The sequence below is a fragment of the Bradyrhizobium sp. HKCCYLRH3059 genome, assembly GCF_051168035.1.
Lineage (GTDB): Bacteria > Pseudomonadota > Alphaproteobacteria > Rhizobiales > Xanthobacteraceae > Bradyrhizobium.
Genome location: NZ_JBNPUF010000005.1, coordinates 180,075 through 204,056 on the forward strand (window position 1 = coordinate 180,075; position 23,982 = coordinate 204,056).

At 65.3% G+C, this 23,982-nt stretch carries 24 protein-coding genes and 1 riboswitch; of the genes, 17 read left to right on the forward strand and 7 right to left on the reverse strand.

What is annotated here, in order from left to right; genetic code table 11:
- Window position 1 precedes the first annotated feature (1 nt).
- On the forward strand, window positions 2-733 hold the full coding sequence (locus ACQR13_RS17300) for a GntR family transcriptional regulator (RefSeq protein ID WP_315751192.1): 732 nt from the start codon (window positions 2-4) through the stop codon (window positions 731-733).
- 111 nt (window positions 734-844) lie between these two features.
- On the opposite strand, the gene atzF is transcribed toward ACQR13_RS17300, so the two are convergent.
- The 3 genes from atzF to ACQR13_RS17315 all read right to left on the reverse strand — a co-directional run bounded on the left by atzF (window position 845) and on the right by ACQR13_RS17315 (window position 4,275).
- Entirely contained in the window at window positions 845-2,632 is a 1,788-nt protein-coding gene (gene atzF / locus ACQR13_RS17305; RefSeq protein ID WP_434863022.1) for an allophanate hydrolase, read from the reverse strand.
- A 247-nt stretch (window positions 2,633-2,879) separates the two neighbouring features.
- The gene (locus tag ACQR13_RS17310) at window positions 2,880-3,419 is read right to left on the reverse strand and encodes a DUF805 domain-containing protein (protein ID WP_410052678.1); all 540 of its coding nucleotides are present in this window, start codon (window positions 3,417-3,419) and stop codon (window positions 2,880-2,882) included.
- 349 nt (window positions 3,420-3,768) lie between these two features.
- Window positions 3,769-4,275, reverse strand: a complete 507-nt coding sequence (locus tag ACQR13_RS17315) for a MarR family winged helix-turn-helix transcriptional regulator (RefSeq protein WP_434863023.1) — start codon at window positions 4,273-4,275, stop codon at window positions 3,769-3,771.
- A 77-nt stretch (window positions 4,276-4,352) separates the two neighbouring features.
- Here ACQR13_RS17315 and ACQR13_RS17320 point away from each other — a divergent pair, with 77 nt between their 5' ends.
- The 8 genes from ACQR13_RS17320 (at window position 4,353) to ACQR13_RS17355 (ending at window position 12,278) form a co-directional block, all read left to right on the forward strand.
- A complete protein-coding gene (locus tag ACQR13_RS17320; protein ID WP_434863024.1) occupies window positions 4,353-5,588 on the forward strand; it encodes a cytochrome P450 in 1,236 nt (411 codons plus the stop codon).
- Window positions 5,585-5,908, forward strand: a complete 324-nt coding sequence (locus ACQR13_RS17325) for a 2Fe-2S iron-sulfur cluster-binding protein (protein WP_434863025.1) — start codon at window positions 5,585-5,587, stop codon at window positions 5,906-5,908. Before ACQR13_RS17320 ends, ACQR13_RS17325 begins: the two co-directional genes overlap by 4 nt.
- Window positions 5,909-5,978: 70 nt before the next feature.
- Window positions 5,979-7,199: an ABC transporter substrate-binding protein gene (locus ACQR13_RS17330; RefSeq protein WP_315717119.1), complete on the forward strand. Its 1,221-nt coding sequence runs from the start codon at window positions 5,979-5,981 to the stop codon at window positions 7,197-7,199.
- Window positions 7,200-7,617: 418 nt separating this feature from the next.
- A complete protein-coding gene (locus tag ACQR13_RS17335) occupies window positions 7,618-8,787 on the forward strand; it encodes an ABC transporter substrate-binding protein (protein WP_315751197.1) in 1,170 nt (389 codons plus the stop codon).
- Between the two features lie 145 nt (window positions 8,788-8,932).
- Window positions 8,933-9,850 carry a branched-chain amino acid ABC transporter permease gene (locus tag ACQR13_RS17340; RefSeq protein WP_315751198.1) on the forward strand — a complete coding sequence of 306 codons (918 nt, stop codon included), beginning with the start codon at window positions 8,933-8,935 and terminating at the stop codon, window positions 9,848-9,850.
- Window positions 9,847-10,794: a branched-chain amino acid ABC transporter permease gene (locus ACQR13_RS17345; protein WP_315751199.1), complete on the forward strand. Its 948-nt coding sequence runs from the start codon at window positions 9,847-9,849 to the stop codon at window positions 10,792-10,794. The genes ACQR13_RS17340 and ACQR13_RS17345 overlap by 4 nt, the downstream gene beginning before the upstream one ends.
- Window positions 10,787-11,557, forward strand: coding sequence for an ABC transporter ATP-binding protein (locus ACQR13_RS17350; protein WP_315751200.1), 771 nt, complete (start codon window positions 10,787-10,789; stop codon window positions 11,555-11,557). Before ACQR13_RS17345 ends, ACQR13_RS17350 begins: the two co-directional genes overlap by 8 nt.
- 16 nt (window positions 11,558-11,573) lie before the next feature.
- Window positions 11,574-12,278 (forward strand): ABC transporter ATP-binding protein, encoded by a 705-nt coding sequence (locus tag ACQR13_RS17355; RefSeq protein WP_315751202.1) that lies wholly within the window; start codon window positions 11,574-11,576, stop codon window positions 12,276-12,278.
- Window positions 12,279-12,621: 343 nt separating this feature from the next.
- On the opposite strand, the gene ACQR13_RS17360 is transcribed toward ACQR13_RS17355, so the two are convergent.
- A complete protein-coding gene (locus tag ACQR13_RS17360; RefSeq protein WP_315751204.1) occupies window positions 12,622-12,957 on the reverse strand; it encodes a hypothetical protein in 336 nt (111 codons plus the stop codon).
- A gap of 221 nt (window positions 12,958-13,178) precedes the next feature.
- Window positions 13,179-13,280, forward strand: a riboswitch (guanidine-I (ykkC/yxkD leader).
- Window positions 13,281-13,354: 74 nt separating this feature from the next.
- Here ACQR13_RS17360 and ACQR13_RS17365 point away from each other — a divergent pair.
- From ACQR13_RS17365 to ACQR13_RS17385, 5 genes are all read left to right on the forward strand, one after another.
- Window positions 13,355-14,425: a putative urea ABC transporter substrate-binding protein gene (locus ACQR13_RS17365; protein WP_315717125.1), complete on the forward strand. Its 1,071-nt coding sequence runs from the start codon at window positions 13,355-13,357 to the stop codon at window positions 14,423-14,425.
- Between the two features lie 150 nt (window positions 14,426-14,575).
- Complete coding sequence (locus tag ACQR13_RS17370; RefSeq protein WP_316193461.1) at window positions 14,576-15,400, forward strand: ABC transporter permease; 825 nt, start codon at window positions 14,576-14,578, stop codon at window positions 15,398-15,400.
- Window positions 15,397-16,170 carry an ABC transporter ATP-binding protein gene (locus ACQR13_RS17375; RefSeq protein ID WP_316193460.1) on the forward strand — a complete coding sequence of 258 codons (774 nt, stop codon included), beginning with the start codon at window positions 15,397-15,399 and terminating at the stop codon, window positions 16,168-16,170. Before ACQR13_RS17370 ends, ACQR13_RS17375 begins: the two co-directional genes overlap by 4 nt.
- Window positions 16,171-16,210: 40 nt before the next feature.
- Window positions 16,211-17,416: an agmatinase family protein gene (locus ACQR13_RS17380; RefSeq protein ID WP_316193459.1), complete on the forward strand. Its 1,206-nt coding sequence runs from the start codon at window positions 16,211-16,213 to the stop codon at window positions 17,414-17,416.
- 134 nt (window positions 17,417-17,550) lie between these two features.
- Window positions 17,551-17,919 (forward strand): hypothetical protein, encoded by a 369-nt coding sequence (locus tag ACQR13_RS17385; RefSeq protein WP_315717174.1) that lies wholly within the window; start codon window positions 17,551-17,553, stop codon window positions 17,917-17,919.
- A gap of 12 nt (window positions 17,920-17,931) precedes the next feature.
- Here the strand turns inward: ACQR13_RS17385 and ACQR13_RS17390 are convergent, their stop codons facing one another.
- The 3 genes from ACQR13_RS17390 to ACQR13_RS17400 form a co-directional block, all read right to left on the reverse strand.
- Entirely contained in the window at window positions 17,932-18,186 is a 255-nt protein-coding gene (locus tag ACQR13_RS17390; RefSeq protein ID WP_316173223.1) for a hypothetical protein, read from the reverse strand.
- A 3-nt stretch (window positions 18,187-18,189) separates the two neighbouring features.
- Complete coding sequence (locus ACQR13_RS17395) at window positions 18,190-18,543, reverse strand: PilZ domain-containing protein (RefSeq protein ID WP_315717130.1); 354 nt, start codon at window positions 18,541-18,543, stop codon at window positions 18,190-18,192.
- A 132-nt stretch (window positions 18,544-18,675) separates the two neighbouring features.
- Window positions 18,676-19,596, reverse strand: a complete 921-nt coding sequence (locus tag ACQR13_RS17400; protein ID WP_316193458.1) for a helix-turn-helix transcriptional regulator — start codon at window positions 19,594-19,596, stop codon at window positions 18,676-18,678.
- Window positions 19,597-19,705: 109 nt separating this feature from the next.
- Here ACQR13_RS17400 and ACQR13_RS17405 point away from each other — a divergent pair, with 109 nt between their 5' ends.
- The 3 genes from ACQR13_RS17405 (at window position 19,706) to boxC (ending at window position 23,968) form a co-directional block, all read left to right on the forward strand.
- Complete coding sequence (locus ACQR13_RS17405) at window positions 19,706-21,244, forward strand: benzoate-CoA ligase family protein (RefSeq protein ID WP_316193457.1); 1,539 nt, start codon at window positions 19,706-19,708, stop codon at window positions 21,242-21,244.
- Window positions 21,245-21,380: 136 nt separating this feature from the next.
- Window positions 21,381-22,184 carry an alpha/beta fold hydrolase gene (locus ACQR13_RS17410; protein WP_316193456.1) on the forward strand — a complete coding sequence of 268 codons (804 nt, stop codon included), beginning with the start codon at window positions 21,381-21,383 and terminating at the stop codon, window positions 22,182-22,184.
- 95 nt (window positions 22,185-22,279) lie between these two features.
- Window positions 22,280-23,968: a 2,3-epoxybenzoyl-CoA dihydrolase gene (boxC, locus tag ACQR13_RS17415; RefSeq protein ID WP_316193455.1), complete on the forward strand. Its 1,689-nt coding sequence runs from the start codon at window positions 22,280-22,282 to the stop codon at window positions 23,966-23,968.
- The last annotated feature ends 14 nt before the right edge of the window (window positions 23,969-23,982 follow it).

Genomic DNA, 23,982 nt, shown 5'->3' on the forward strand with positions numbered 1-23,982 from the left:
GATGAGCCTGGACGATCTACCGCCGCGAACGCGCCAGCGGTCCGCCCGCGACTTGGAGATCAAGCGCATCGACCGCGCGCCGCCTGCCGTCGCGAAAATCACGCGCGCCGAGGAGCTGCGCCTGCAGCTGGCCGATGAGATCGTGCGCGGCGCGCTGGCGCCGGGCGCGCCGCTGGACGAGACCGAGATCGCCAAGCGCTTCAACGTCTCGCGCACGCCGGTGCGCGAAGCGCTGCGTCAATTGGCGACTTCCGGGCTGATCGAGGCGCGTGCACATCGCGGCGCTGTCGTGGCGCGACCGTCTGCCGACCGTCTCACCGGCATGTTCGAGGCGATGGCCGAGCTCGAGGGCCTGTGCGCCGGTCTCGCGGCGCAGCGCATGACGCCGGTCGAGCGGCAGCGGCTGGAAGCCATCCACGAGGAGCTGCGCAATCTCAGCCACGCCGGCAACCCCGAGCGCTTCCACGAGGTCAACGAGCGCTTCCACAACGCGATCTATGCCGGCGCGCACAATGCCTACATCGCCGAGATCACCTTGGCGACGCGGGTGCGCGTGCAGCCGTTCCGCCGCGCCCAGTTCCGCAATCTCGGCCGCCTCGCCAAGTCGCATGCCGAGCACGACCGCGTCGTCGTGGCCATCCTGCGCGGCGACAAGGCCGGCGCGGCGAGTGCCATGAAGGCGCACATCGAGCTGGTGCGCGGCGAATACGAGATCTACGCGGTGTCGGTATAGCTAAGCTCGCCGTCTTCCGGGTTGCCGTCATTGCCCGCGCAGCAATCCAGAGGCCTGACCGCAGCTCTGGGATTGCTTCGCTGCGCTCGCAGTGACGAAGTCGCGAGGCGATCAGCTTTTCTGCGCCATATACGCGCGCCAGCCGCCGAACTCCGAGATGTCGCGCGCGCCATCGAGGGCGGCAGGCTCGACAAGGAAGCCCTTGGCGCTGCGGCCGTTGGCGAGCCGGATGGTGCCGATCGACAATGGCGGCGGGATGAGGTTGACGAATTTGCCGAAGCTCGCGGCCGACAGCGCCCAGAGCTCGACGGCCATTGCCGTGCCCTGGCCGTCGTCGATCCGCAGCATGCCGGGCTTGGGCGGCGTGGTCGACAGCGCGTAGAGCTTGTAGTCAGGCGCGGTGGTCGTCGCCTCGAGCAGACGTCCGCCGAGGCTCGTCAGCTCGTGGTTCAATGCCATCCCTGAGAGATGCGCGCCGACGACGACGACGGCGATCTCGTCGCCATGCAGTGCCGGAGACACGGGAGCGAGCGGCGGCAGCGGGACCGGCTTGGCGCCGACCGGCAGCGCCGTGTCGGCATGGAAGGCGCGCCCGAGACTGGCGAGCGCCGCATCGCGGCCGGCTGGCGCCAGTAGGGTGATGCCGAACGGAATGCCGTCGCTGCGCATCGCAGCCGGCACGGCAAGCCCGCAGAGATCGAGCAGGTTGACGAAGTTGGTGTAGGTGCCGAGTCGGCTGTTGAGCTCGATCGGGTTGGCGAGCACGTCCGCGGTGGTGTAGGCGGTCGGCGCCGTCGGCAGCACCAGCGCGTCGACATCGGCGAAGGTACGCTCCGCCACCTTGCGCAGCGCCTGCAGACGATAAAGCGCGGCAAAGGTGTCGGCCGCGCTGCCGCGCGCGCCGCCGATGGTGATCTCGCGCGTCACGGGGTGGATCGCATCGGGATCGGAGGCGAGCAGATCGCGGATCACGAGATAGCGCTCGGCGACCCAGGGGCCTTCATAGAGCAGCCGCGCGGTCTCGTAGAACGGCTCGAGGTCGAACTCGACCAGCTCGGCGCCAAGTTTGACGAAGCGCGCGGCGGCAGCGCCATAGGCGGCGTCCGCCGCCTTGTCGCCGAAGAAGATCAATTGCCCGGGGCGGGGAATGCCGAGCTTCACGCCCTCGGGAAATGCCGTCGCGGCCCCAAGCGGCCGGTCGCGCGAGAACGGATCGAGCGGATCCGGCGCCGCCAGCACCGAGAGCGCCGCGACGGCGTCGTCGACCGTCAGCGAGAACACCGAAATGCAGTCGAGCGTGCGGCAGGCCGGCACCAGGCCGGACGTCGAGATCATGCCGAGGCTCGGCTTCAGGCCGACGATGTTGTTGAGCATTGCCGGCACGCGGCCGGAGCCCGCAGTATCCGTCCCGAGTGCGAGCGGCACGAGACCCGCGGAGACGGCGACCGCCGAGCCCGAGCTCGATCCGCCCGGAACGAGATCGGCGCGCACCGGATTTTTCGGAATGCCATAGGGCGAGCGCACGCCAACGAGGCCGGTGGCGAACTGGTCGAGATTGGTCTTGCCGATGATGATCGCGCCGGCCGCGCGCAGCCGCGCCACCGCGGTGGAATCGCGAGATGGCGTGTAGGCGAAGGCGGGGCAGGCGGCGGTGGTCGGCAGGCCCGCCACGTCGATATTGTCTTTCACCGCGACGGGCACGCCGTAGAGCGGCAGCGATCTGTCCCTGTCGGCGAGGGTTTCGGCCTCCGCGAGCGCGTCCTTCTCGCCGCGCAGGCTGATGAAGATGGCGGGGTCGTTGTGCGCGCGGATCCGGGCGTAGCAGCGCGCGATCGTGTCGCTTGGCGTTGTCAGGCCGGCGCGATGGGCGGCGACGATCTCGGCAATGGTCTCGGTCACGCGGCGCTCCGCGTCTCGTCCGAGCCCAAACTCTGGCCTGCCATTTCCTTGCGCTCCGCTTCGCCCAATCCGGCTGCGAACGTAGCAAGCCATGTGCCATTGTGTACACGGCGAGGATGCGGGCCTGATAAGGAAAAATCTTGAGAGTCAGTGGGTTGCTGTGTCATCCGACAGGCCGTCGGGCGGTCGGATGTGGATGCCGAAGGCGATTTGCCTAATTGGTGAGCAGGCCGGGCGCCGTAGCCGCCTAGTACCCGCGCCGATCGGCATCCCCGCCCGTGATGCGCGCAAGTCGTGCCTCGGTGGCCGAGCCGGCGCCACGGGCTGTCCGGAACGACGCAGACGTCGGGCGGCTCACCGTGGCTCCCGACGATGGCGCGTCGTCAGCCCCGCTGGGGAAGAACAGCAGCGCAACGCTGAGGCCGAGATTGACCAGGGCGCCAACCCACGTGCCGTGGTGCGATGATGTCGCCGCGTATTCGGGAAATCGGCCGGCGATCACGTAGTCCAGCACCATGACGGCGATCCAGGCCGGGATCACACAGACCGGGTCCCAGCCGATGTCGCGAAAGCGCATCGCCTGCAGCATCAGGTTCGCCACCAGGCACAGACCGATCAGCACCACGATCGGCAGGCTCACCGTCAGCTCCGACGTCTGCGGGGCGAGGGCGGCAAGACCGACGGCCACGACCACGATCAGGACCACCGAAACCAGCGCAAGACCGAGCGAGGCGAGAAAATATTGCAGACGGCCGAGACGCGCATTGAAACCGAAAATGAACCCCAGCATCCGCCTCTCCCCGCAGGCCACGCCGCAATCGGGAGCGCAGCCGACACGGCATATCAGGGCGAAATTGCCGCGCGCCTTCGCCGATAGTTAGAATTTGAAGGACCGAGTGCGACGGCGCTTTCGCGCTGCGGGACCTCATGCGTTCGAAAATATATCGTTGCTAAAGCAACTAATCTGTGGAACGATCGACCCGATCAGCAACGGAGGCGCGGGATGATCCGCGTCTCGAAGAAGGGACGGGAACATCATGCGCAGCCTGCTCGCCGCAGGCGCGGCCGCTTGCGCGCGCGCCAACAGATTGCCGCAGCGGACGGGTCAGCCGTTCGGCGGCTCCTGCCGGAGTGGCTCAGCTCGCGCCCGTGACGGCGTCGAGATTGTCGTGGATGCGGCGCAGCAGCGTTATCAGGACTTCCCGCTCATCCTTGTCGAGACAGGCGAGCAGACGCCGCTCGCGTTCCAGCGCGGCGACGATGACCTTGTCGTGCGTCGCGCGGCCCTTGGCCGTCAGCGAAATCGAATGGCTGCGGCCGTCCTCCGGGTCGTCGCGGATCGCGATCAGGCCGCGGCTCTTCATCAGCGCCAGGGTGCGGCTGACCGGCCCCTTGTCGAAGCCGATCACGCTGCAGATGCGCGAGGCCGGGATGCCCGGCTCGATCGCCAGCAGCGACATGATCCGCCATTCGGTGACGTTGACGCCGAAATTGCGCTGATAGAACACGGTGGCGCTGTTCGACAGCTTGTTGGCGATGAAGGTGATGAAGGCCGGCACATAGCGGTCGAGATCGAGCGTGAGGCCGTGCCCCTCAGCTTCGCGCGGCTGCGCCTTGCGCGGCGTCCCGGATTTCTCGCTCATGATCCCCAGCATCCATGCATCGCTACTCATACGGATACGAAAAGCCGCATGACAAGGCCAAACTTCGGGAGCTCCGCATGAACCCAACAGGTCTTTCCCCCGCTGCCGGTATGGCGCCGCTCATCCCGCACCTCGCCATCGACCCGTTCTCATATGAATTCTTCGACGATCCCTATCCAGCGCATCAGGAGATGCGCGAGGCCGGCCCCGTCATCCATCTGGACGCGTGGAACGTCTACGGCGTCGCCCGCTACGCCGAGGTCTATGCCGTCCTCAACGATCCCCAGACGTTCTGCTCCAGCCGCGGCGTGGGCTTGAGCGACTTCGCCAAGGAGAAGCCGTGGCGGCCGCCGAGCCTGATCCTCGAGGCGGATCCGCCGGCGCATACGCGCACCCGCGCCGTGCTGAGCAAGGTGCTGTCGCCGGCCGTCATGAAGCGGCTGCGCGACGGCTTCATGGCGGCGGCCGAGGCCAAGATCGGCGAGCTTGTAGGCCGGGGCTCGTTCGATGCCATCCCCGATCTCGCCGAGGCCTATCCGCTGTCGGTGTTTCCCGATGCGCTCGGGCTGAAGCCGGAGGGGCGCGAGCATCTCATTCCCTATGCGAGCCTGGTGTTCAACGCGTTCGGTCCGCCGAATGAGCTGCGCCAGCAGGCGATCGAGCGCTCGGCGCCGCACCAGGCCTATGTCACGGAGCAGTGCCAGCGCGACAATCTCACGCCCGGCGGCTTCGGTTCCTGCATCCACGCCTTCAGCGACAGCGGCGAGATCACGCCGGCTGAGGCGCCGTTGCTGGTGCGCTCGCTGCTGTCGGCCGGCCTCGACACCACCGTCTACGGCATCGGCGCCGCGGTGTATTGCCTGGCGCGCTTCCCCGATCAATGGGCGCGGCTGCGCGCCGATCCGTCGCTGGCACGCAACGCGTTCGAGGAGGCCGTGCGGTTCGAAAGCCCGGTGCAGACCTTCTTCCGCACCACCACGCGTGACGTCGAACTCGGCGGCGTCACGATTCCCGAAGGCGAGAAGGTGCTGATGTTCTTGGGTAGCGCCAATCGCGACCCGCGCCGCTGGGAGCAGCCGGACAGCTACGACATCACCCGAAAAGTGTCCGGCCATGTCGGCTTCGGCTCGGGCATCCACATGTGCGTCGGCCAGCTCGTCGCGCGGCTCGAAGGCGAGGCGGTGCTGACGGCGCTCGCCCGCAAGGTCGGGAGCATCACGATGAGCGGCGAGCCAAAGCGCCGCTACAACAACACGCTGCGTGGGCTGGAGAGCCTGCCGGTCACCTTTACTCCAGCCCGAGCTGTACCATGACCATGATCACCTTCATCCATCCCGACAACCGCAGCGAAAGCGTGGAGGCCGAGGACGGCGCCAGCGTCATGCTGGCGGCGCTGACCCACGGCATCGACGGCATCGTCGCCGAATGCGGCGGCAATGCCGTCTGCGCCACCTGCCACGTCTATGTCGACGACGCCTGGGCCGGGAAGCTCGATCCCGTGTCCGACGATGAGGATGCGCTGCTGGACGGCACCGCAGCCGAACGGCGGCCGAACAGCCGGCTGTCCTGCCAGATCAGGGTGCAGCCGGCGCTGGCCGGACTGGTGGTGCGCATTCCGGATCGGCAGAGCTGATTTCGCAACTGGAGACGACCTCCAGCCGCAACGACAACAATCAAACAAGCAACATACGGGGAAGGACATCATGAAGCAGCTGAATTCGTGCGCGCTGGCGCTGGTCGCAATAGTCTGCCTTGCAGGCGCGGCGCGGGCCGGTGAGATCTCGGACAATGTCGTACGCGTCGGCGTGCTCAACGACATCTCCGGCATCTTCCAGGACACCAACGGCATGGGCTCGGTCGAGGCCGCGCGCATGGCGGCGGAGGATTTCAACGGCGGCGGTAAAGGCATCAAGGTCGAGATCGTCTATGCCGATCACCAGAACAAGGCCGATGTCGGCTCGGCGATCACGCGCAAATGGCTCGATGTCGACAAGGTCGATGCCGTCGTCGACGTGCCCAACTCGGCCGTGGGCCTCACCGTCAACGAGCTCTTGCGCAACAGCCGGATGACGTTCCTGGCGTCGTCGACCGCGAGCTCCGATCTCACCGGCAAGGCCTGCTCGCCGAACACCATTCAGTGGGTCAACGACGCCTGGGCGACCGGCAACACCACGGCGGCTGCGATGATGGGCCGCGGCGGCAAGGACTGGTACTTCATCACGGTCAACTATGCGCTCGGCCAGGGCATCGAGGCGGAGGCCACCAACTACATCGAGAAGCACGGCGGCAAGGTGCTGGGCTCGGCGAAGCATCCGCTCGGCACGACGGACTTCGCCTCGTTCCTGCTTCAGGCGCAGGGCTCGAAGGCCAAGGTGATCGGCCTGGCGAATGCCGGCGGCGACACCATCAATGCGGTCAAGCAGGCGTCCGAGTTCGGCATCCAGCAGGGCGGCCAGTCGCTGGTCGCGTTCCTGCTGTTCATCAACGACATCCATGGCATGGGCCTGAAGGCGGCGCAGGGCCTGCAACTGCTCGAGGCCTTCTACTGGGACATGGACGACGACACCCGCGCCTTCGCCAAGCGCTTCGCAGCGCGCCCCGGCATGAACGGCAAGATGCCGAGCGGCAACCAGGCGGGCGTCTATGCCTCGACGCTTGCCTATCTCAACGCGGTCGCTGCCACCGGCAGCGATGATGCCAAGGACGTCGTGCCGCAGATGAAGACGGTGAAGGGCAAGGACAAGCTATTCGGCGATGTGACGATCCGGGCCGACGGCCGCGTCGTGCACCCGATGTATCTGTTCGAGGTGAAGAAGCCGGAGGAGTCGAAATATCCGTACGACTACTATCGTCTGGTCTCGACGATTCCGGCCGAGCAGGCGTTCCGCCCGATCGCCGATGGCGGGTGTGCGCTGGTGAAGTGATGCGTTCGTGGGGTAGCGAGCAAGTGATATCCACGAGTGACATCTAGAAGTAGATGCCGCGAGAGCCGCTGCTCTTCAGTTGCTCCGTCATGCCCGGGCTTGTCCCGGGCATCCACGTCGAGCGGCGACTATCGAGCCGCGTGGATGGCCGGGACAGGCCGGCCATGACGGCGCGGGGAAGGCGACTTCCTCTCATGACCTTCTTCCCGACCCTGCCGTCTGCTGTGCTGCAGTATCCTTAACACGCACTATAGTTCTTGCCTTTGCCCGTTTCCGGGAATTATGGTGCATGGATCGATGGCGCGTAGGATCAGCACCGCGCGACGAATGCTGCGGCGAAACGCCGCCGCTGGTCGTGCTGCTGCGTGGCGGCGACAAAACAACGATAAGAACGATTTGTTTGAGGGGAGGGAAGACCATGAAGAGCTTCTGGCTGGCGAGCGCCGCAGCGCTGCTGTTTTCGAGCACCGCCTTTGCCGGCGACACCATCAAGATCGGCTTCGTCTCGACGTTCAGCGGTCCGACCGCCGTGATCGGCAACGACATGCGCAACTCGTTCGAGCTCGCGCTCGACCATCTCGGCCGCAAGATCGACGGCAAGCCGGTCGAGGTGATCTACGAGGACGACCAGCAGAAGCCTGACGTCGGCAAGCAGAAGACCGAGAAGCTGGTGCAGTCCGACAAGGTCGATTTCATCGTCGGCTACATCTGGTCGAACGTGCTGCTGGCCTCGCTCAAGACCGCGGTGGATTCCCAGACCTTTCTGATCTCGGCCAATGCCGGCCCGTCGCAGCTCGCCGGCGAATTGTGCTCTCCCTACGTGTTCTCGACATCCTGGCAGAACGACCAGACGCCCGCAGCGATGGGCCTCTACATGAACCAGAAGGGCGTCAAGTCGGTGTTCCTGATCGGGCCGAACTATGCGGCCGGCAAGGACATGCTGGCCGGCGTCAAGAGCACCTTCAGGGGCCAGGTCGTCGGCGAGGAATACACGGTGTGGCCGAGCCAGCTCGACTTCTCCGCCGAGCTCTCCAAGGCGCGCGCCTCGGGCGCCGAATCCATCTTCGTGTTCTATCCCGGCGCGGCCGGCGTGCAATTCCTCAATCAATATTCGCAGGCCGGCCTCAAGGAGAAGATGCCGCTCTACACCGCCTTCACCGTCGACGAATTGTCGCTGCCGCTGCAGAAGGACAATGCGATCGGCGTGCCCGGCGCCCAGGAATGGGTCAACGACCTGCCCAACGAGCAGAACAAGAAGTTCGTCGCCGACTACCGCAAGAAATACACCGGCCTGCGTCCGACCTATTACGGCGCCCAGGCCTACGATGCGGCCCAGCTGATCAACAGCGCCGTGGTTGCGGTCAAGGGCGACACGTCCAAGAAGGACGCGATGAAGGCCGAGATGGAGAAGGCCAACTTCAAGTCGCTGCGCGGCTCCTTCAAGTTCGGCAACAATCACATCCCGATCCAGAACTTCTACCTGCAGGACGTGGTCAAGGACACCGAGGGCCAGCTCTCGCTGAAGACGGTCGCCACCATCGTCGAGAACGACCAGGACCGCTTCCACGACAAGTGCCCGATGAAGTGAGCGAAAAGAATTCCGAGCCAGAGGACGAAACAGGCCTGGAATTTGCTTGAAGCTTAAAACATCTCCGGCCTAAGATCGGGACGGACATGGCGGCAGCGCCTGGAACGGGTTCTGCCGCCGTCTTTTTGAGCGTGAAGTGAGGGGCATGCTTCTCGTCGTCGAACAATTCCTGAACGGGCTGCAGTTTGGACTGCTGCTGTTCCTGCTGGCCGCCGGCCTGACGCTGGTGTTCGGCATCATGGACTTCGTGAACCTGGCCCACGGCTCGCTCTACATGATGGGCGCCTATTTCGCGGCGACCTTCGTGGCCTGGACCGGCAACTTCGTGCTCGGCGCCGTCATGGCACTGGGAGCCACGCTTCTGCTCGGTATCGTGCTCGAATTCACGGCACTGCGCCATCTCTATGGGCGCGATCACCTTGATCACGTGCTCGCGACGTTCGGCCTGATCCTGTTCTTCAACGAGGCCGTCCGGCTGATCTGGGGCCCGGCGGGACTGGCGCTGCCGCTGCCGTCCTGGCTCGCCTTCCCGGTCACGATCCTGCCCGGCATCCAATATCCCGCCTATCGGCTCGCGATCATCGTCGTGGCGCTGCTGGTGGCGCTGCTGCTCTATCTCGGCGTGATGCGGACGCGGATCGGCATGCTGATCCGGGCCGGCGCCTCCAACCGCGAGATGATCGGTGCGCTCGGCATCAACATCAAGCTGCTCTATACGCTGGTGTTCGGCCTCGGCGCCGCGCTCGCCGGCCTGGCCGGGCTGATGCAGGCGCCGATCCTCACGGTGCAGATCGGCATGGGCGAGAACATCCTGATCCTCGCCTTCGTCGTCATCGTGATCGGCGGCATTGGTTCGATCCGCGGCGCCTTTATCGCGGCGATCATGATCGGCCTGATCGATACCATGGGCCGCGCCTTCCTGCCCAATCTGCTGCGCCAGGTGCTGAACTCGGCAGCAGCTTCCACTGCGGCGCCGGCGATGTCGTCGATGCTGATCTACCTCCTGATGGCGATCGTGCTGGTGGCGCGGCCTGAAGGTCTGTTTCCGGCCAACCGCAGATGAAATCCTCGCTCAACGTTTCGACCATCGTGGCCATCATCGTCGTGGCCGGCCTGGTGCTGCTGCCGGTCTATTCGAACCTCTCCGGCAACATCTTCATCCTCACGCTGTTCACCCGCATCGTGATCCTGGCGCTGGCGGCCGTCAGCCTCAACCTGATCATGGGCTACGGCGGCATGATGAGCTTCGGCCATGCCGCCTATCTCGGCATCGGCGGCTACGCCGTCGGCATCCTGGCGCAGGAGGGCATCGGCTCCGGCTATGCCCAGTTCGCGGTCGCCATCGCGATTTCGGCGCTCTATGCGCTGGTCATAGGCGCGCTCTCCTTGCGTACCCGCGGCGTCTATTTCATCATGATCACGCTGGCCTTTGCGCAAATGGCCTACTACGTCGCGTCCGGCCTCGCCCGTTACGGCGGGGATGACGGGCTCACCGTCTACAAGCGCAGCGATTTCGGCGGCCTGATCAATCTCGGCAACCGCGTGCAGTTCTATTATCTCTGCCTGTTCTGCCTGCTTGCCGTCGTGGTCCTGATCTGGCGGATCGTCAATTCGCGCTTCGGCCTCGTGCTGCAGGGCCTGCGCTCCAACGAGCAGCGCATGCAGGCGATCGGCTTCCCGTCGAAGCGCTACAAGCTGGCGTGCTTCGTCATCGCCGGCATGCTCTGTGGCCTGTCCGGCGCGCTGCTTGCCAACAACACCGATTTCGTCAGCCCTGCCGTGATGTACTGGACCCGCTCCGGCGACCTCATGGTGATGGTCATCCTCGGCGGCATGGGCACCCTGATGGGGCCGGTCGTCGGCTCGGTCGTGTTCCTGGTGCTGGAAGAGGTGCTGTCGCAGATCACCGAATATTGGGCGCTGATCATGGGGCCGCTGCTGCTCCTGATCGTGCTGTTCGGCCGCGGCGGCATCATGGGCATGCTCGGGAGGTTGAACCGTGGCTGAACCTCTGCTTCGCGTCGACAATCTCGTGCGCCGGTTCGGCGGCATCGTCGCGACTGATCACGTCTGTCTCGACGTTGCCAAGGGCGAGATCCACGCCATCATCGGGCCGAACGGCGCCGGCAAGACCACGCTGATCAGCCAGCTCACCGGCCACCTGGCGCCGCATGCGGGGCGCATTTTCCTAGGGGGCCGCGACATCTCGCATTTCCCCGCCTATAAGCGCAGCGCGCTGGGGCTGGCGCGTTCGTTCCAGATCACCTCGCTGCTGACCGACTTCACCGCGGCCGACAATGTCGCGCTTGCGGCGCAAGCCCATGACGGCAGGCACTCGTTCCGTTTCTTCGCCGCCGCGCGCAAGGACAAGCCGCTGCGTGCCGCCGCGCAGGCCGCGCTGGAGCGCGTCGGTCTCGGCCATCGCGCCGACGTGCTGGTGTCGAAGCTCAGCCATGGCGAGCAGCGCGAGCTGGAGCTCGCCGTCGCGCTCGCGACCAAGCCGCAGCTCCTGCTGCTCGACGAGCCGATGGCCGGCCTGGGGGTGACCGAGTCGCAGCGCATGGTGAAGCTGCTGAACGAGCTGCGCAAGGAAGTGTCGATCGTGCTGGTCGAGCATGACATGGAGGCGGTGTTCGCGCTCGCCGACCGCATCTCGGTCCTCGTCTATGGCCGCATCATCGCCTCGGGCAGACCGGACGAGATCCGGCAGAACGAGGAGGTCAAGCGCGCCTATCTCGGCGATCAGCATGTGGTGGTCGGCCATGGTTGATCTGGGGACAAGCGCCATGCTGCTCGAGGTCGACGGCATCGAGACCTGTTACGGCCTGAGCCAGGTCTTGTTCGGCCTGTCGTTGGCGATCCGCCCCGGCGAGATGGTCTCGCTGATGGGCCGCAACGGCATGGGCAAGACCACCACGATCCGCTCGATCATGGGTCTGACCCAGGCGCGCGCCGGCCTGATCCGCTTCAGCGGTCAGGAGACACGAAAGCTGCCGTCCTACAGGATCGCTCAGCTCGGCATCGGCCTCGTGCCGGAGGGACGGCAGATCTTTCCGAATCTGACCGTCACCGAGAATCTCGTGGCGGCCTCGGCCAACCGGCTCGGCGCGTCCGATCCCTGGACGCTCGACAAGATCCACGCCTTGTTTCCGCGGCTCGCCGAACGCGGCAGCAACATGGGCAACCAGCTCTCCGGCGGCGAGCAGCAGATGCTGGCGATCGGCCGGGCGCTGATGACCAACCCGAAACTCCTCATTCTCGACGAGGCGACCGAGGGTCTGGCGCCGTTGATCCGAGAGGAGATCTGGAACTGCCTGTCGCTGCTGAAATCGCGCGGGCAGTCGATCCTGGTGATCGACAAGAATGTCGAGCATCTGACCCGCATCTGCGATCGCCACTACATCATCGAGCGTGGCCGCACCGTGTGGCATGGCACGTCGGAGCAACTGATGGCCGAGCCGGAGCTGCAGCACCGCTATCTGGGTATTTGAGGGCGGCGCGCTGCCGGCTATTCCGACGTGGAAGCGGATTGACTCAAATCAAGATCGCGTCGGGCGTCGGGCGTAGATTTTGCTAGCTGCCCCGACATGCGCTGATTTTTCGCATTGAGGCGCGGCTTGGACGGGACTATTTTTCCAGGGTAGTAGTTTGTTTTTCCTTTTATCAGAGGTTGAACAAATGCGTGCACCTCGTATCCGAATCGAATCACCGCAGAAAGCCGTGGCCGGCCTGCGCGGCTTCTGGTCTGTTCATTCCGACCTTGAGACGGGGCTGTGTCTCGCCTTCATGCTGATCGTCGGAGTCATCGTGAAAATGACACCGCCACTCTAGACCTCAGCGACGGAACGGGATGTACTTCTGGTACTCCTTCGGCACCCGGCTGCGATAGCGCGACGGCACCGTGCCGCTGCGCAGGGAGTCCTCGACTTCCTTGCGCGTGCTGGTCCTCGTCCGCTTCTTCTTCGGCGCGGCCGCCTCGCTGGCCGGCTTGGCGTCGCTAGGTTTCTCGGCCGAGGCGGCTGGTGCCGGAGTGGCTGTCGGGATGGGGCTCGCGGCGGGAGCAGGTTGCGCCGGCGTATCGGGAGCGGGCGCGCTCTGCGCGAAGGCTGCCTCGGCGGCGAGGCTGAGAGCCAGAATGGTTGCTAATGTGATCCCGGAAGACCTGATCATATCAACGAGACTCCAAGCCACTGCGACTGACGGGCCTGCCTGATGATGTCGCCCCCCGTGCACCGGACGGTTCATGCTGTCGTTGCATGGCCGGCGTCGGCTGACGCGCCACCTCGCCCAAGAAGAATTCTGAGTGCCGAATTTTTGAGCACAGCGTGCCGCTGGTTCCGTTGAATCGCAAGCATTTTTCCCTGGCACGCGGATTGCTCCCCTCGTTGCTCAGAGTTGGCAGCTAGGGTTCCGGTTCTCCATCGAGAATGCTGGTCCGAGAGCAGCCGCCAGGGGAGAGCCCTGGTGCACGGCGGGATAAAAACCCGGGAGACCTCAGTGGCCGCGCTTGGCAGGCACGAGGTTCTTCATGCCAGTCCGCGGTCAGAAAACCGATGAGGGACTGGACATGGGAAAAGCGCGAAATCTGTTTGTTGCACTGCTCGCTGCATCGACGCTGGCGACCGCATCGCTGTCATCCGCGTCAGCTGAGAAGAAGAAGGAATTCAACATCGCCTGGACGATCTATGTCGGCTGGATGCCGTGGCCCTATGCGGCCGAGTCCGGCATCGTCAAGAAGTGGGCGGACAAATACGGCATCTCGATCAAGATCACGCAGATCAACGACTACGTCGAGTCGATCAACCAGTACACCGCCGGCAAGTTCGACGGCGTCACCGTCACCAACATGGATGCGCTGACCATCCCCGCTGCCGGCGGCGTCGACACGTCGGCCATCATCATGGGCGACTACTCCAACGGCAATGACGGTGTCGTGCTGAAGAAGGGCAAGACCATGGCCGACATCAAGGGCCAGAAGGTCAACCTCGTCGAGCTCTCGGTGTCGCACTATCTGCTGGCGCGCGGCCTCGAGACCGCGAAACTGTCCGAGAAGAACATCAAGACCGTCAACACCTCCGACGCCGACATCGTCGCCGCCGCGAAGTCGCCGGACACGACGGCCGTGGTGACCTGGAATCCGCAACTACTGGAGGTGAAGGCCGAGCCGGGGGCAACGCTGGTGTTCGATTCCAGCAAGATCCCCGGCGAGATCGAGGATCTCCTGGTCGTCAACAGCGCGACGCTCAAGGACAATCCGGAGCTCGGCAAGGCGCTGGTCGGCATCTGGTACGAGACCATCGCGCTGATGAAGGACCAGAGCGAGAAGGGCAAGGCCGCGCGCGAGGCGATGGCCAAGCTGTCGGGCACCGATCTCGCCGGCTTCGAGACCCAGCTCAAGACGACGTTCATGTACTACGAGCCGAAGGACGCGCTCGCCTTCGTGACCGGACCGGAATTGCCCAAGATCATGGATCTCGTGCGCACCTTCTGCTTCGATCACAACCTGCTTGGCGAGAACGTGAAGTCGAAGGACGCGGTCGGCATCTCCACGCCGACGAAGGCGCTGGGCGCGGCCAGCAATGTCAAGCTGCGCTTCGATCCGACCTTCATGAAGATGGCGGCCGAAGGGAAGCTCTGATCCGCTTCCTGGACCGCCGCCGGTGCCACCCCTCATCCTGAAGAGCTTGCGCGAGCGCAAGCATCTCGAAGGATGAGGCCCACATCGGGGCCTCATGGTTCGAGACGGCGCTGACGCGCCCCTCACCATGAGGATTGAGGGAGCCTGTTGATGCCGCGTGCCATGAACGTCGTTCCGAACCGGGGCAGCCGGCTGTTGCTGGCCCTGTTGCCGTTCCTGCTGATCGCGCTGATCTACGTGGTCGGATCGGCGCAGCGGCGCGCGGACAATCCCGACGACAAGCTGCTGCCGCCGGTCTCCGAGATGGTCGCGACCTCCAAGCGGCTCGCGACCGAGCCGGATCGCCGCTCCGGCGACTACGTGCTGTGGTCCGACACGGCGGCGAGCCTGCAGCGCCTCGCGCTCGGCCTCGGCATTTCCGCCGCCATCGGTCTCGTGCTCGGACTCGCCATCGGATTGCTGCCAGTGGCCGGCGCCGGCTTCGGCACGCTGATTGCGGTTCTGTCGATGATCCCGCCGATGGCGATGCTGCCGGTTCTGTTCATCGTGTTCGGCCTCGGTGAGCTGTCCAAGGTGGTGCTGATCATCATCGGCGTCACGCCGACCCTGGTGCGCGACCTCTCGCTCGAGGTGCAGAACATGCCGCGCGAGCAGCTGATCAAGGCGCAGACCCTGGGCGCCTCGACCTGGCAGGTCGCGATCCGCGTGGTGCTGCCGCAGATCATGCCACGCCTGATCCAGGGGCTGCGGCTCATGATCGGGCCCGCCTTCCTGTTCCTGATCTCGGCCGAGGCGATCGCCTCCGATGTCGGACTCGGCTACCGCATCTTCCTGGTCCGCCGCTATCTCTCGATGGATGTGATCCTGCCCTACGTCGTCTGGATCACGTTGCTTGCCTACATCCTCGACTACGCGCTGGTCTGGTTCGGACGGCACGCCTTTCCCTGGGCATATGCGCGAGGCAGCCGCCAATGAGCACGCTCTCCTTCCGCAACGTCTGGGTCGAATACGGCAACCAGGTCGTGCTCGAGCGCATCAATCTCGAGATCGCCTCCGGCACGTTCCTGTCGATCGTCGGCCCGTCCGGCGCGGGCAAGAGTACCTTCCTGCGCCTGATCCTCGGCCAGGAGAGGCCGAGCCAGGGCGCGGTGCTGCTCGACGGCCGGCCGTTTCCGGCCGAGCCCGGACCGGACCGCGGCATCGTGTTCCAGCGCTACTCGGTGTTCCCGCATCTGACCGTGCTCGGCAACGTGCTGCTCGGCTACGAGCTTGCCGGCAGCCCGTTCACGGCGCGGCTGTTCGGATCGGCGCGCAAGGCGGCGATGGAGAAGAGCCTCGCGCTGATCGAGGCCGTCGGCCTGGCCGAGCATCGCGACAAATATCCAAGCGCGTTGTCCGGCGGCATGCAGCAGCGCCTGGCGATCGCGCAGGCCCTGGCGAAGCAGCCGCGCGTGCTGCTGCTCGATGAGCCCTTCGGCGCGCTCGATCCCGGCACCCGCGCCCAGATGCATGCGCTGATCAAGCCGCTGTGGCGCCAGCACAACATGACCATCGTGATGGTCACCCACGACATCAAGGAGGCGTTCGGCCTCGCCACGCGGCTGATCGCGCTCGACCGTCCCCGCAAGGATCCGCAGGCGCCGGAGCGGTTCGGCGCGCGCATCACCTACGATCTCGATCTCACCCGCGACAGCGCCGTGCCCGTGCTCGGATTCATCCGCGCCAGCCTGCAGGCGACGCAATAGTCAGTTCAAGAAACGTCGAAAGAAACGAAGGAGAGTCTCCATGTCATTCCCATTCATGCGCCGGTCGCGCCGCGCCGGATTGCACTCGCAGCGCCGGAGCATGCGCCGTCACCATCCGGACTTCGACAAGATGGCCACGCAAGGCTGGCAGGCGCTGGAGGCCGAGGGCAAGCTGCCGACCAACGGCTGGCGCAAGGAGCGGCAATGGGCGCTCGACATGGGCCTGCCCGGCGCCGACACGCTGACGGATCGCGACATCCCGACCTTCGCCCGCGGCGAGCTGCCGCATTTCGCCGGCATCAACACCTTCATGAAGGCGCCGTATGTCGAGAACGTCCGCGACGTCGGCAAATACGACGCCGCAGTGATCGGCATCCCCTTCGATTCCGGCACCACCTATCGGCCCGGCACCCGCTTCGGGCCGCAGGGCATCCGCCGCATCTCCGCGCTCTACACGCCCTACAACTATGAGCTGGGCGTCGACCTGCGCGAGCAGATGACCTTGTGCGATGCCGGCGACGTCTTCACGATTCCCGCCAATCTGGAAAAGAGCTTTGACCAGATCAGCCGCGGCGTCGCGCATGTGTTCTCGTCCGGCGCGCTGCCGATCATGCTCGGCGGCGACCACTCGATCGGCTTTCCGTGCGTGCGCGGCATCGCGCAGTGCACCGACAAGAAGATCGGCATCATCCATTTCGACCGCCACATCGACATCCAGGAGAAGGATCTCGACGAGCGCATGCACACCACGCCCTGGTACTGGGCGACCAACCTGCCCAATGTGTCGCCGACCAATCTGGTGCAGCTCGGTATCGGCGGCTGGCAGGTGCCGCGCGAGGGCGTCGAGGTCGCGCGCAAGCGCAACACCAACGTGCTGACCATCGCCGACATCGAGAAGATCGGCCTGGAGAAGACCGCCGAGATCGCGCTCGAGCTGGCCTGGAAGGATGCCGACGCGGTCTACATCTCGTTCGACGTCGACTCCATCGATTGCGGCTTCGTGCCCGGCACCGGCTGGCCAGAGCCCGGCGGCTTCCTGCCGCGCGAGGCGCTGAAGCTGCTGGGTCTCGTCGCCGCCGAAGGCCTGTGCGGACTCGAAGTGGTCGAGGTCTCGCCGCCCTACGACACCTCGGACATCACCGCGCTGATCGGCGTCCGCGTCGTCGTCGAGGTGCTCGGCTCGATGGTCGCGCACGGCAAGCTCGGCAGCCACAAGTCCATCATCAACAAGCCGGTCAGCTACTGAGGCCCGCGATGCGTCATCATCACCACCATCACGGCCATCATCATGATCATCACCACGATCATGGCCACGACCATCATCACGACCATCCGACGCATGGCCCCGGCCACAACCATCCGCACGGCCACCGTTCGCCGGTGCAATGGCAGACGCCGCATCAGCCTGAGGGCGCCAAGCCTGCCGCGGTGGTCGAGCCGGATCTCGACAAGGTCGAAGCCGCCTTCGTCGACGGCTTCATCGCCGCGCCGGATCCGACCAGCTTCCTGCGGCTGGCGCGGGTCCCGTTCGAGATCCTGCGCGACGGCACGAGCCTCAAGCTGCTGCGCGTCGAGATCGACGCGCTGACGGACGTCGGCAGCCTGACGCCGCATCTCGGTGGCGTCACCTTCCGCTACGATCCGCTGCCGTCGAACTTCATCTCCCGCCGCCGCCGCCTGCGCTTCGTCTATTTCGATGGCGCCAGCCTCAAGCCGCTGACCTATGCGGAGCTGCGGGAGATCGAGTGACCAGCTCAGAACTCAAGGCAGCGGCGTTCGCTTGAGCGCCGCTGCAAGCGCCTCGAAGCGACCGGTGACTTCCGGCAGCACGAATGCGCGCACGGTCGAGGCCGCCGCGACGCCGATCACCAGCACGATGACATATTGGGCGGCGAGCAGCAGCGTGACGCGCCGGAGCCAGTGCGATCGCGGGCGCTCGGCGGCGCGCGCCGCGACCGGCGGCGGCGCATCGGAGGCGATCAGCCAGTCGTCGTGCTCTTGCGAGGATTCGGACATTGCTCAGTGCCCCGAGAGCAATTGCTCGAGGCGCGATTTGAGCTGCCTGTTGGCGCGCTCCTGCAGGCGCAAGGCGCGCGCCGTTTCGAGATCGATCACCTCGCCATCGTCGTGAAGGAAGGCGAGGCCGGCGCCCGCGCCGTCGCGCCACACCATCTGCGCCGGTCGTGACCATCCGCGCCGTTCGATGCTGATCTCGACGCGGTCCGGCAGCAGCACGCTGCCCTCGAGCTCGACCTTGACGCCGCGGTGGTTGAAATTGCGCACGACGCAGGCCAGCGTCGAGCAGCCTGAATTGAAGGTCAGCACGCCGCCATAGTAGACGCGCTGGCGAGCCTCGCGACGACGATTTTGCATCCCACGTCCTCCAGTGACTTAACGATTGATTAATCAATCGGAGGGTGTGTGGCGAGTCTCGCCGGTATTGAAATGTGGGTGGTGGTTAATGCGTACCGGACGCTTGCGGCGCGATCGAAGTCGCACGACGTCTCACGCCCGCGCGAACATCCGGGCGTCGCCAGTCAGCACCGGCTTCACGGCTTCGCCCAGCCGTGCGGCCGCCGCTTCGACCGACAGTCCCGCCGTATCGACCACCGCATTGGCCCTCGCGTACAGCGGCTCGCGGCTCGCCAGGATGTTGCGCAGCTCGGCCATCGCCGAGCGGTCGTCGGCCATCGGGCGGAGGTCGCCCTGCTTACGCACGCGCCCCATGTGCTCCTCCGGCTCCGCCTTGAGCCAGATCGTGTAGAACGAGGTCAGGATCAGGTCGAAGGTGACCGGCTCGGAGACGATGCCGCCGCCGGTCGCCAGCACCATCGGCTCCTTGCGCGCGAGCAGTTGCACCAGGGCGGCCTGCTCCATGCGGCGAAAGCCTTCCTGGCCGTAGAGCGCGATGATCTCGGCAACCGAAAGCCCGTTCTGCCGCTCGATCTCCTTGTTCAGCTCGACGAAGCTCCAGCCGATCCGCTCCGCCAGCATCTTGCCGAGCGTCGACTTGCCGGCACCGCGCAGGCCGATCAGCGCAATGCCTGAGAACGAACGCCGCAGCGGCGCCGACGCGCCCCCGGCAAGCAGCTCCTTGACCTCGGCGATCTGGCTCGGGCTCGCCTTCTTCAGGAGATCGCGAATGACCGGCCAGTCCGGCGATGGCTCGCCGCCGGGGATGATGTCGTCGAGCGGCGCGTTGATCGCGTTGGCGATGCGGCGCAGCAGCACGATCGAGACATTGCCCTTGCCGCTCTCGAGCTGGGCGATGTAGCGCTCGGAAATCCCGGAGACATCGGCCAGCACCTTGCGCGACATGCCGGCGAGGCCGCGCATCCGCCGCACCCGCTGGCCCAGCTGGTCGAGGAAATCGCTCTCGGCCGCGGACTGGCCGTCGTCGCGCGGGGCATCGCTGTGTGGCGTCATATCCCTGAGGCACTCTTTTGAGTAGGAAACATAATGCCGGGGAGGATTGACAGCAAGCGATGTTGGTGGCCTTGTATGAATTATAATTCAAAAATCCGGGGAGAATGCCGTGAAGTCGTACAATGCGGTATCGTGGCTGCTTGACCGCAATGTCGAGGCGGGGCGCGGCGACAAGCTCGCCTACACGGACACGGTCTCGGAGCTGACCTATCGCGGTCTGCAACAGCAGACCTGCCGCGTCGCCAACATGCTGCGTCGCCTTGGCGTCCGCCGCGAGGAGCGCGTGGCGATGATCATGCTCGATACGGTGGATTTCCCCGCGGTGTTTCTTGGCGCCATGCGCGCGGGCGTCGTCCCGGTGCCGCTCAACACGCTGCTGACCTCTGACCAATACGCGTATGTGCTCGCCGACTGCCGCGCCCGCGTGCTGTTCGTGTCCGAGGCGCTGTATCCGGTGGTGAAGGACATTGTCGGCCGGATGCCGGATCTCGATTGCGTCGTCGTGTCCGGCGCCAATGCCTTCGGCCACAAGCTGCTCACCGAGGAGCTCGCGCGTGAGAGCGATCAGTTCGACACGGTCGCGACCCACGAGGATGAGCCGGCGTTCTGGCTGTATTCATCCGGTTCGACCGGCATGCCCAAGGGCGTGCGCCATCTGCACGGCAATCTCGCCGCGACGGCCGAGACCTATGCCAGCCAAGTGCTCGGCATCCGCGAGAGCGATGTCTGTCTGTCAGCCGCAAAGCTGTTCTTCGCCTATGGCCTCGGCAATGCGCTGACCTTCCCGCTGTCGGTCGGCGCAACCACGATCCTCAACTCCGAGCGCCCGACGCCGGCGCTGATGTTCAAGCTCCTCAACCGCTACAATCCGACCATCTTCTACGGCGTGCCGACCTTGTTCGCCGCGATGCTGCACGATGAGTCGCTGCGCCATGAGAAGGCCGGCAGCGCTCTGCGCATCTGCACCTCGGCCGGCGAGGCGCTGCCGGAATCGGTCGGCAGTGCCTGGAAGGCGCGGTTCGGCGTCGACATTCTCGATGGTGTCGGCTCGACCGAGCTGCTGCACATCTTCCTGTCCAACGTGCCCGGGGACATCAAATACGGCTCATCGGGGCGCCCTGTGCCGGGCTATCAGGTTCGTCTTGTCAACGAGGCCGGCCAGGACGTGCCGGACGGCGAGGTCGGCGAGATGCTGGTGCATGCACCGTCCGCCGGTGAGGGCTACTGGAATCAGCGCCACAAGACCCGCTCGACGTTCGAGGGCTATTGGACGCGCACCGGCGACAAATATGTGCGCGACGCCGATGGGCGCTACACCTTCTGCGGCCGCTCCGACGACATGTTCAAGGTCTCCGGCATCTGGGTGTCGCCGTTCGAGGTCGAGAGCGCGCTGATCACGCATCCCGCGGTGCTCGAGGCTGCCGTGGTGCCGGAAGCCGATCCGGAGGGGCTGTTGAAGCCGAAGGCCTATGTCGTGCTGCGCCCGAGCGTCGATCGCTCGACCCTGCACGAGGCACTGAAGGAACACGTCAAGCAGAAGATCGGCCCGTGGAAATATCCGCGCTGGATCGAGGTGGTGGAATCCTTGCCGAAAACCGCGACCGGCAAGATCCAGCGCTTCAAGCTGCGTGAGGGGGCGGGTCAGTAGTTGGCCCCCACTCGCGGGAGTGGTCCTGCTCTTGGTTGTCGTCATGGCCGGGCTTGTCCCGGCCATCCATTCCGCCTCGACAAGAAAGACGTGGATGTCCGGGTCAAGCCGGGCATGACGAAGGAGAGAGTGACCCGTGCAGCTTTCATCGAACGGCTTCCTCACCATCGATTCCGCCGATCTCGAATATCGCCTGATCGGTGCACGGCCCTCTGACGCTCCTTGCATCGTGCTGCTGCATGAAGGGCTCGGCTCGGTCGGGCTGTGGGGCGACTTTCCCGACAAGCTCCGGCAAGCCACCGGTGTTTCCGTGTTCGTCTATTCGCGCGCCGGCTACGGCGACTCCAGCCCGGTGTCTCTGCCGCGGCCGCTCGACTACATGCAGCGCGAGGCGTGCGACGTGCTGCCGAAGCTGCTCGATGCGATCGGCTTCTCGCGCGGGCTCCTGGTCGGCCATTCCGATGGCGCGACGATCGCGGCGATCTACGCCGGCAGCCGAGCCGATCATCGCCTAGATGGCGTCGTGCTGATCGCGCCGCATGTCATCGTCGAGGATGTCTCCGTCTCCTCGATCGCCGCCATCAAGACGACCTACGAGACATCGGAGCTGCGCGCCAAGCTGTCGCGCTGGCACAAGAACGTCGACAACGCGTTTTACGGCTGGAACGGCGCCTGGCTCGATCCGGCATTCCGGGCCTGGGATATCACCGGCGACCTCGCGTACATCCGCGTTCCCGTGGCCGTGATCCAGGGCGTCGACGACCAGTACGGCACCATCCGCCAGGTCGAGATCATCCAGGAGGAGTGCTACTGCCCGGTCGAAGTGACGATGCTGCCCAACACCGGCCATTCCCCGCATCGCGAGGCGCCGGACGCCACCTTGCGGGTCATTGCCGAGTTCGCGGCCGCGACCTTGCCGGCCCCGGCATCACGAACATGAAACAAAGTGCATGTTTCGGCTTTTTGTCGTAGACGCCAGCCATAACATGAATTATTGTGCATCTCAACGATAAGCACTCCAACGAAGGGTGACACATGGCCGGGGAAGACCGCGTGCTCGCGGGAGGCAAGACGTTCATCGATTTTCAGACCGATCCCTCCCGCTACAAACATTGGAAGCTCTCGATCGATGGCGAGGTGGCGACGCTCGCCATGGACGTCGACGAGAATGGCGGCCTGTTCGAGGGCTACCAGCTCAAGCTCAATTCCTATGATCTCGGCGTCGACATCGAGCTCGCCGATGCCGTGCAGCGGCTGCGTTTCGAGCACCCGCAAGTGAAGGTCGTGGTGCTGCGCTCGGCCAAGCCGCGCGTGTTCTGCGCCGGCGCCAACATCCGCATGCTCGCGGGCGCGACCCACGCCCACAAGGTGAACTTCTGCAAGTTCACCAACGAGACCCGCAATGGCTTCGAGGATTCATCCGAGAATTCCGGCCAGCGCTTCATCACCGTGGTGAACGGCACCGCGGCCGGCGGCGGCTATGAGCTCGCGCTCGCCACCGATCACATCATCCTCGCCGACGACGGATCGTCTTCGGTGTCGCTGCCGGAGGTGCCTCTGCTCGCGGTGCTGCCCGGCACCGGCGGCCTGACGCGCGTCGTCGACAAGCGCAAGGTGCGCCGCGACCGTGCGGACGCGTTCTGCACGACGGAAGAGGGCGTCAAGGGCAAGCGCGCCGTGCAATGGCGCCTCGTCGACGAGATCGCGCCGAACTCCAAGGTCGACGCCAAGGTCGCTGAGCGCGCCAGGGAGTTCGCGGCGGCCTCCAAGCGCAACGGCAGCGGCAAGGGTGTCGCGCTCACGCCGCTGAAGCGCATCATTGACGCGAGCAGCGTGCGTTACGGCTTCGTCAATGTCGACATCGACCGCGCCGCCCGCATCGCCACGATCACGATCACGGCTCCCGAAGCTGCGCCGCCGGCCGACATCGACGGTATGATCGCGCAGGGAGCCTCCTTCTGGCCGCTGCAGGTCGCGCGCGAGCTCGACGATGCCATCCTGCATCTGCGCATCAACGAGCTCGGCATCGCCATGCTGGTGTTCAAGTCGCATGGCGATCGCGACAAGGTGCTCGTGCATGACGCGTTCCTTGAGGCCAACAAGGCGCACTGGCTGGTCAACGAGGTCAGGCATTACTGGAAGCGGGTGCTGAAGCGCATCGACGTCACCTCGCGCACGCTGGTCACGCTGGTCGAGCCCGGTTCCTGCTTCGCCGGAACGCTCGCCGAGTTGGTGTTCGCTTCCGACCGCTCCTACATGCTGATCGGCACCATCCAGGGCGACAACCGCCCGGCGCCGGCGATCGAACTGTCGGCGATGAATTTCGGTCCCTATCCGATGAGTCACGGCCTGACCCGGCTGGAGTCGCGCTTCCTCGCCGATCCCACCGATCTCGCGCGTGTGCGTGAGCAGGTCGGCAAGCCGCTCGAAGCCGATGAGGCCGAGGAACTCGGCCTCGTGACCTTCGCGCTGGATGACATCGATTGGGAGGACGAGATCCGCGTCTTCCTCGAGGAGCGCGCCAGCTTCTCGCCGGACAGCCTCACCGGTCTCGAAGCCAATCTGCGCTTCGCCGGCCCTGAGACGATGGAATCGAAGATCTTCGCCCGCCTCACCGCCTGGCAGAACTGGATCTTCCAGCGGCCCAACGCGGTCGGCGAGGAGGGCGCACTCCGGCGCTACGGCACCGGCGAGCGGCCGCAATATGACATGGCGCGCGTGTAGTTATCATCCGTCAT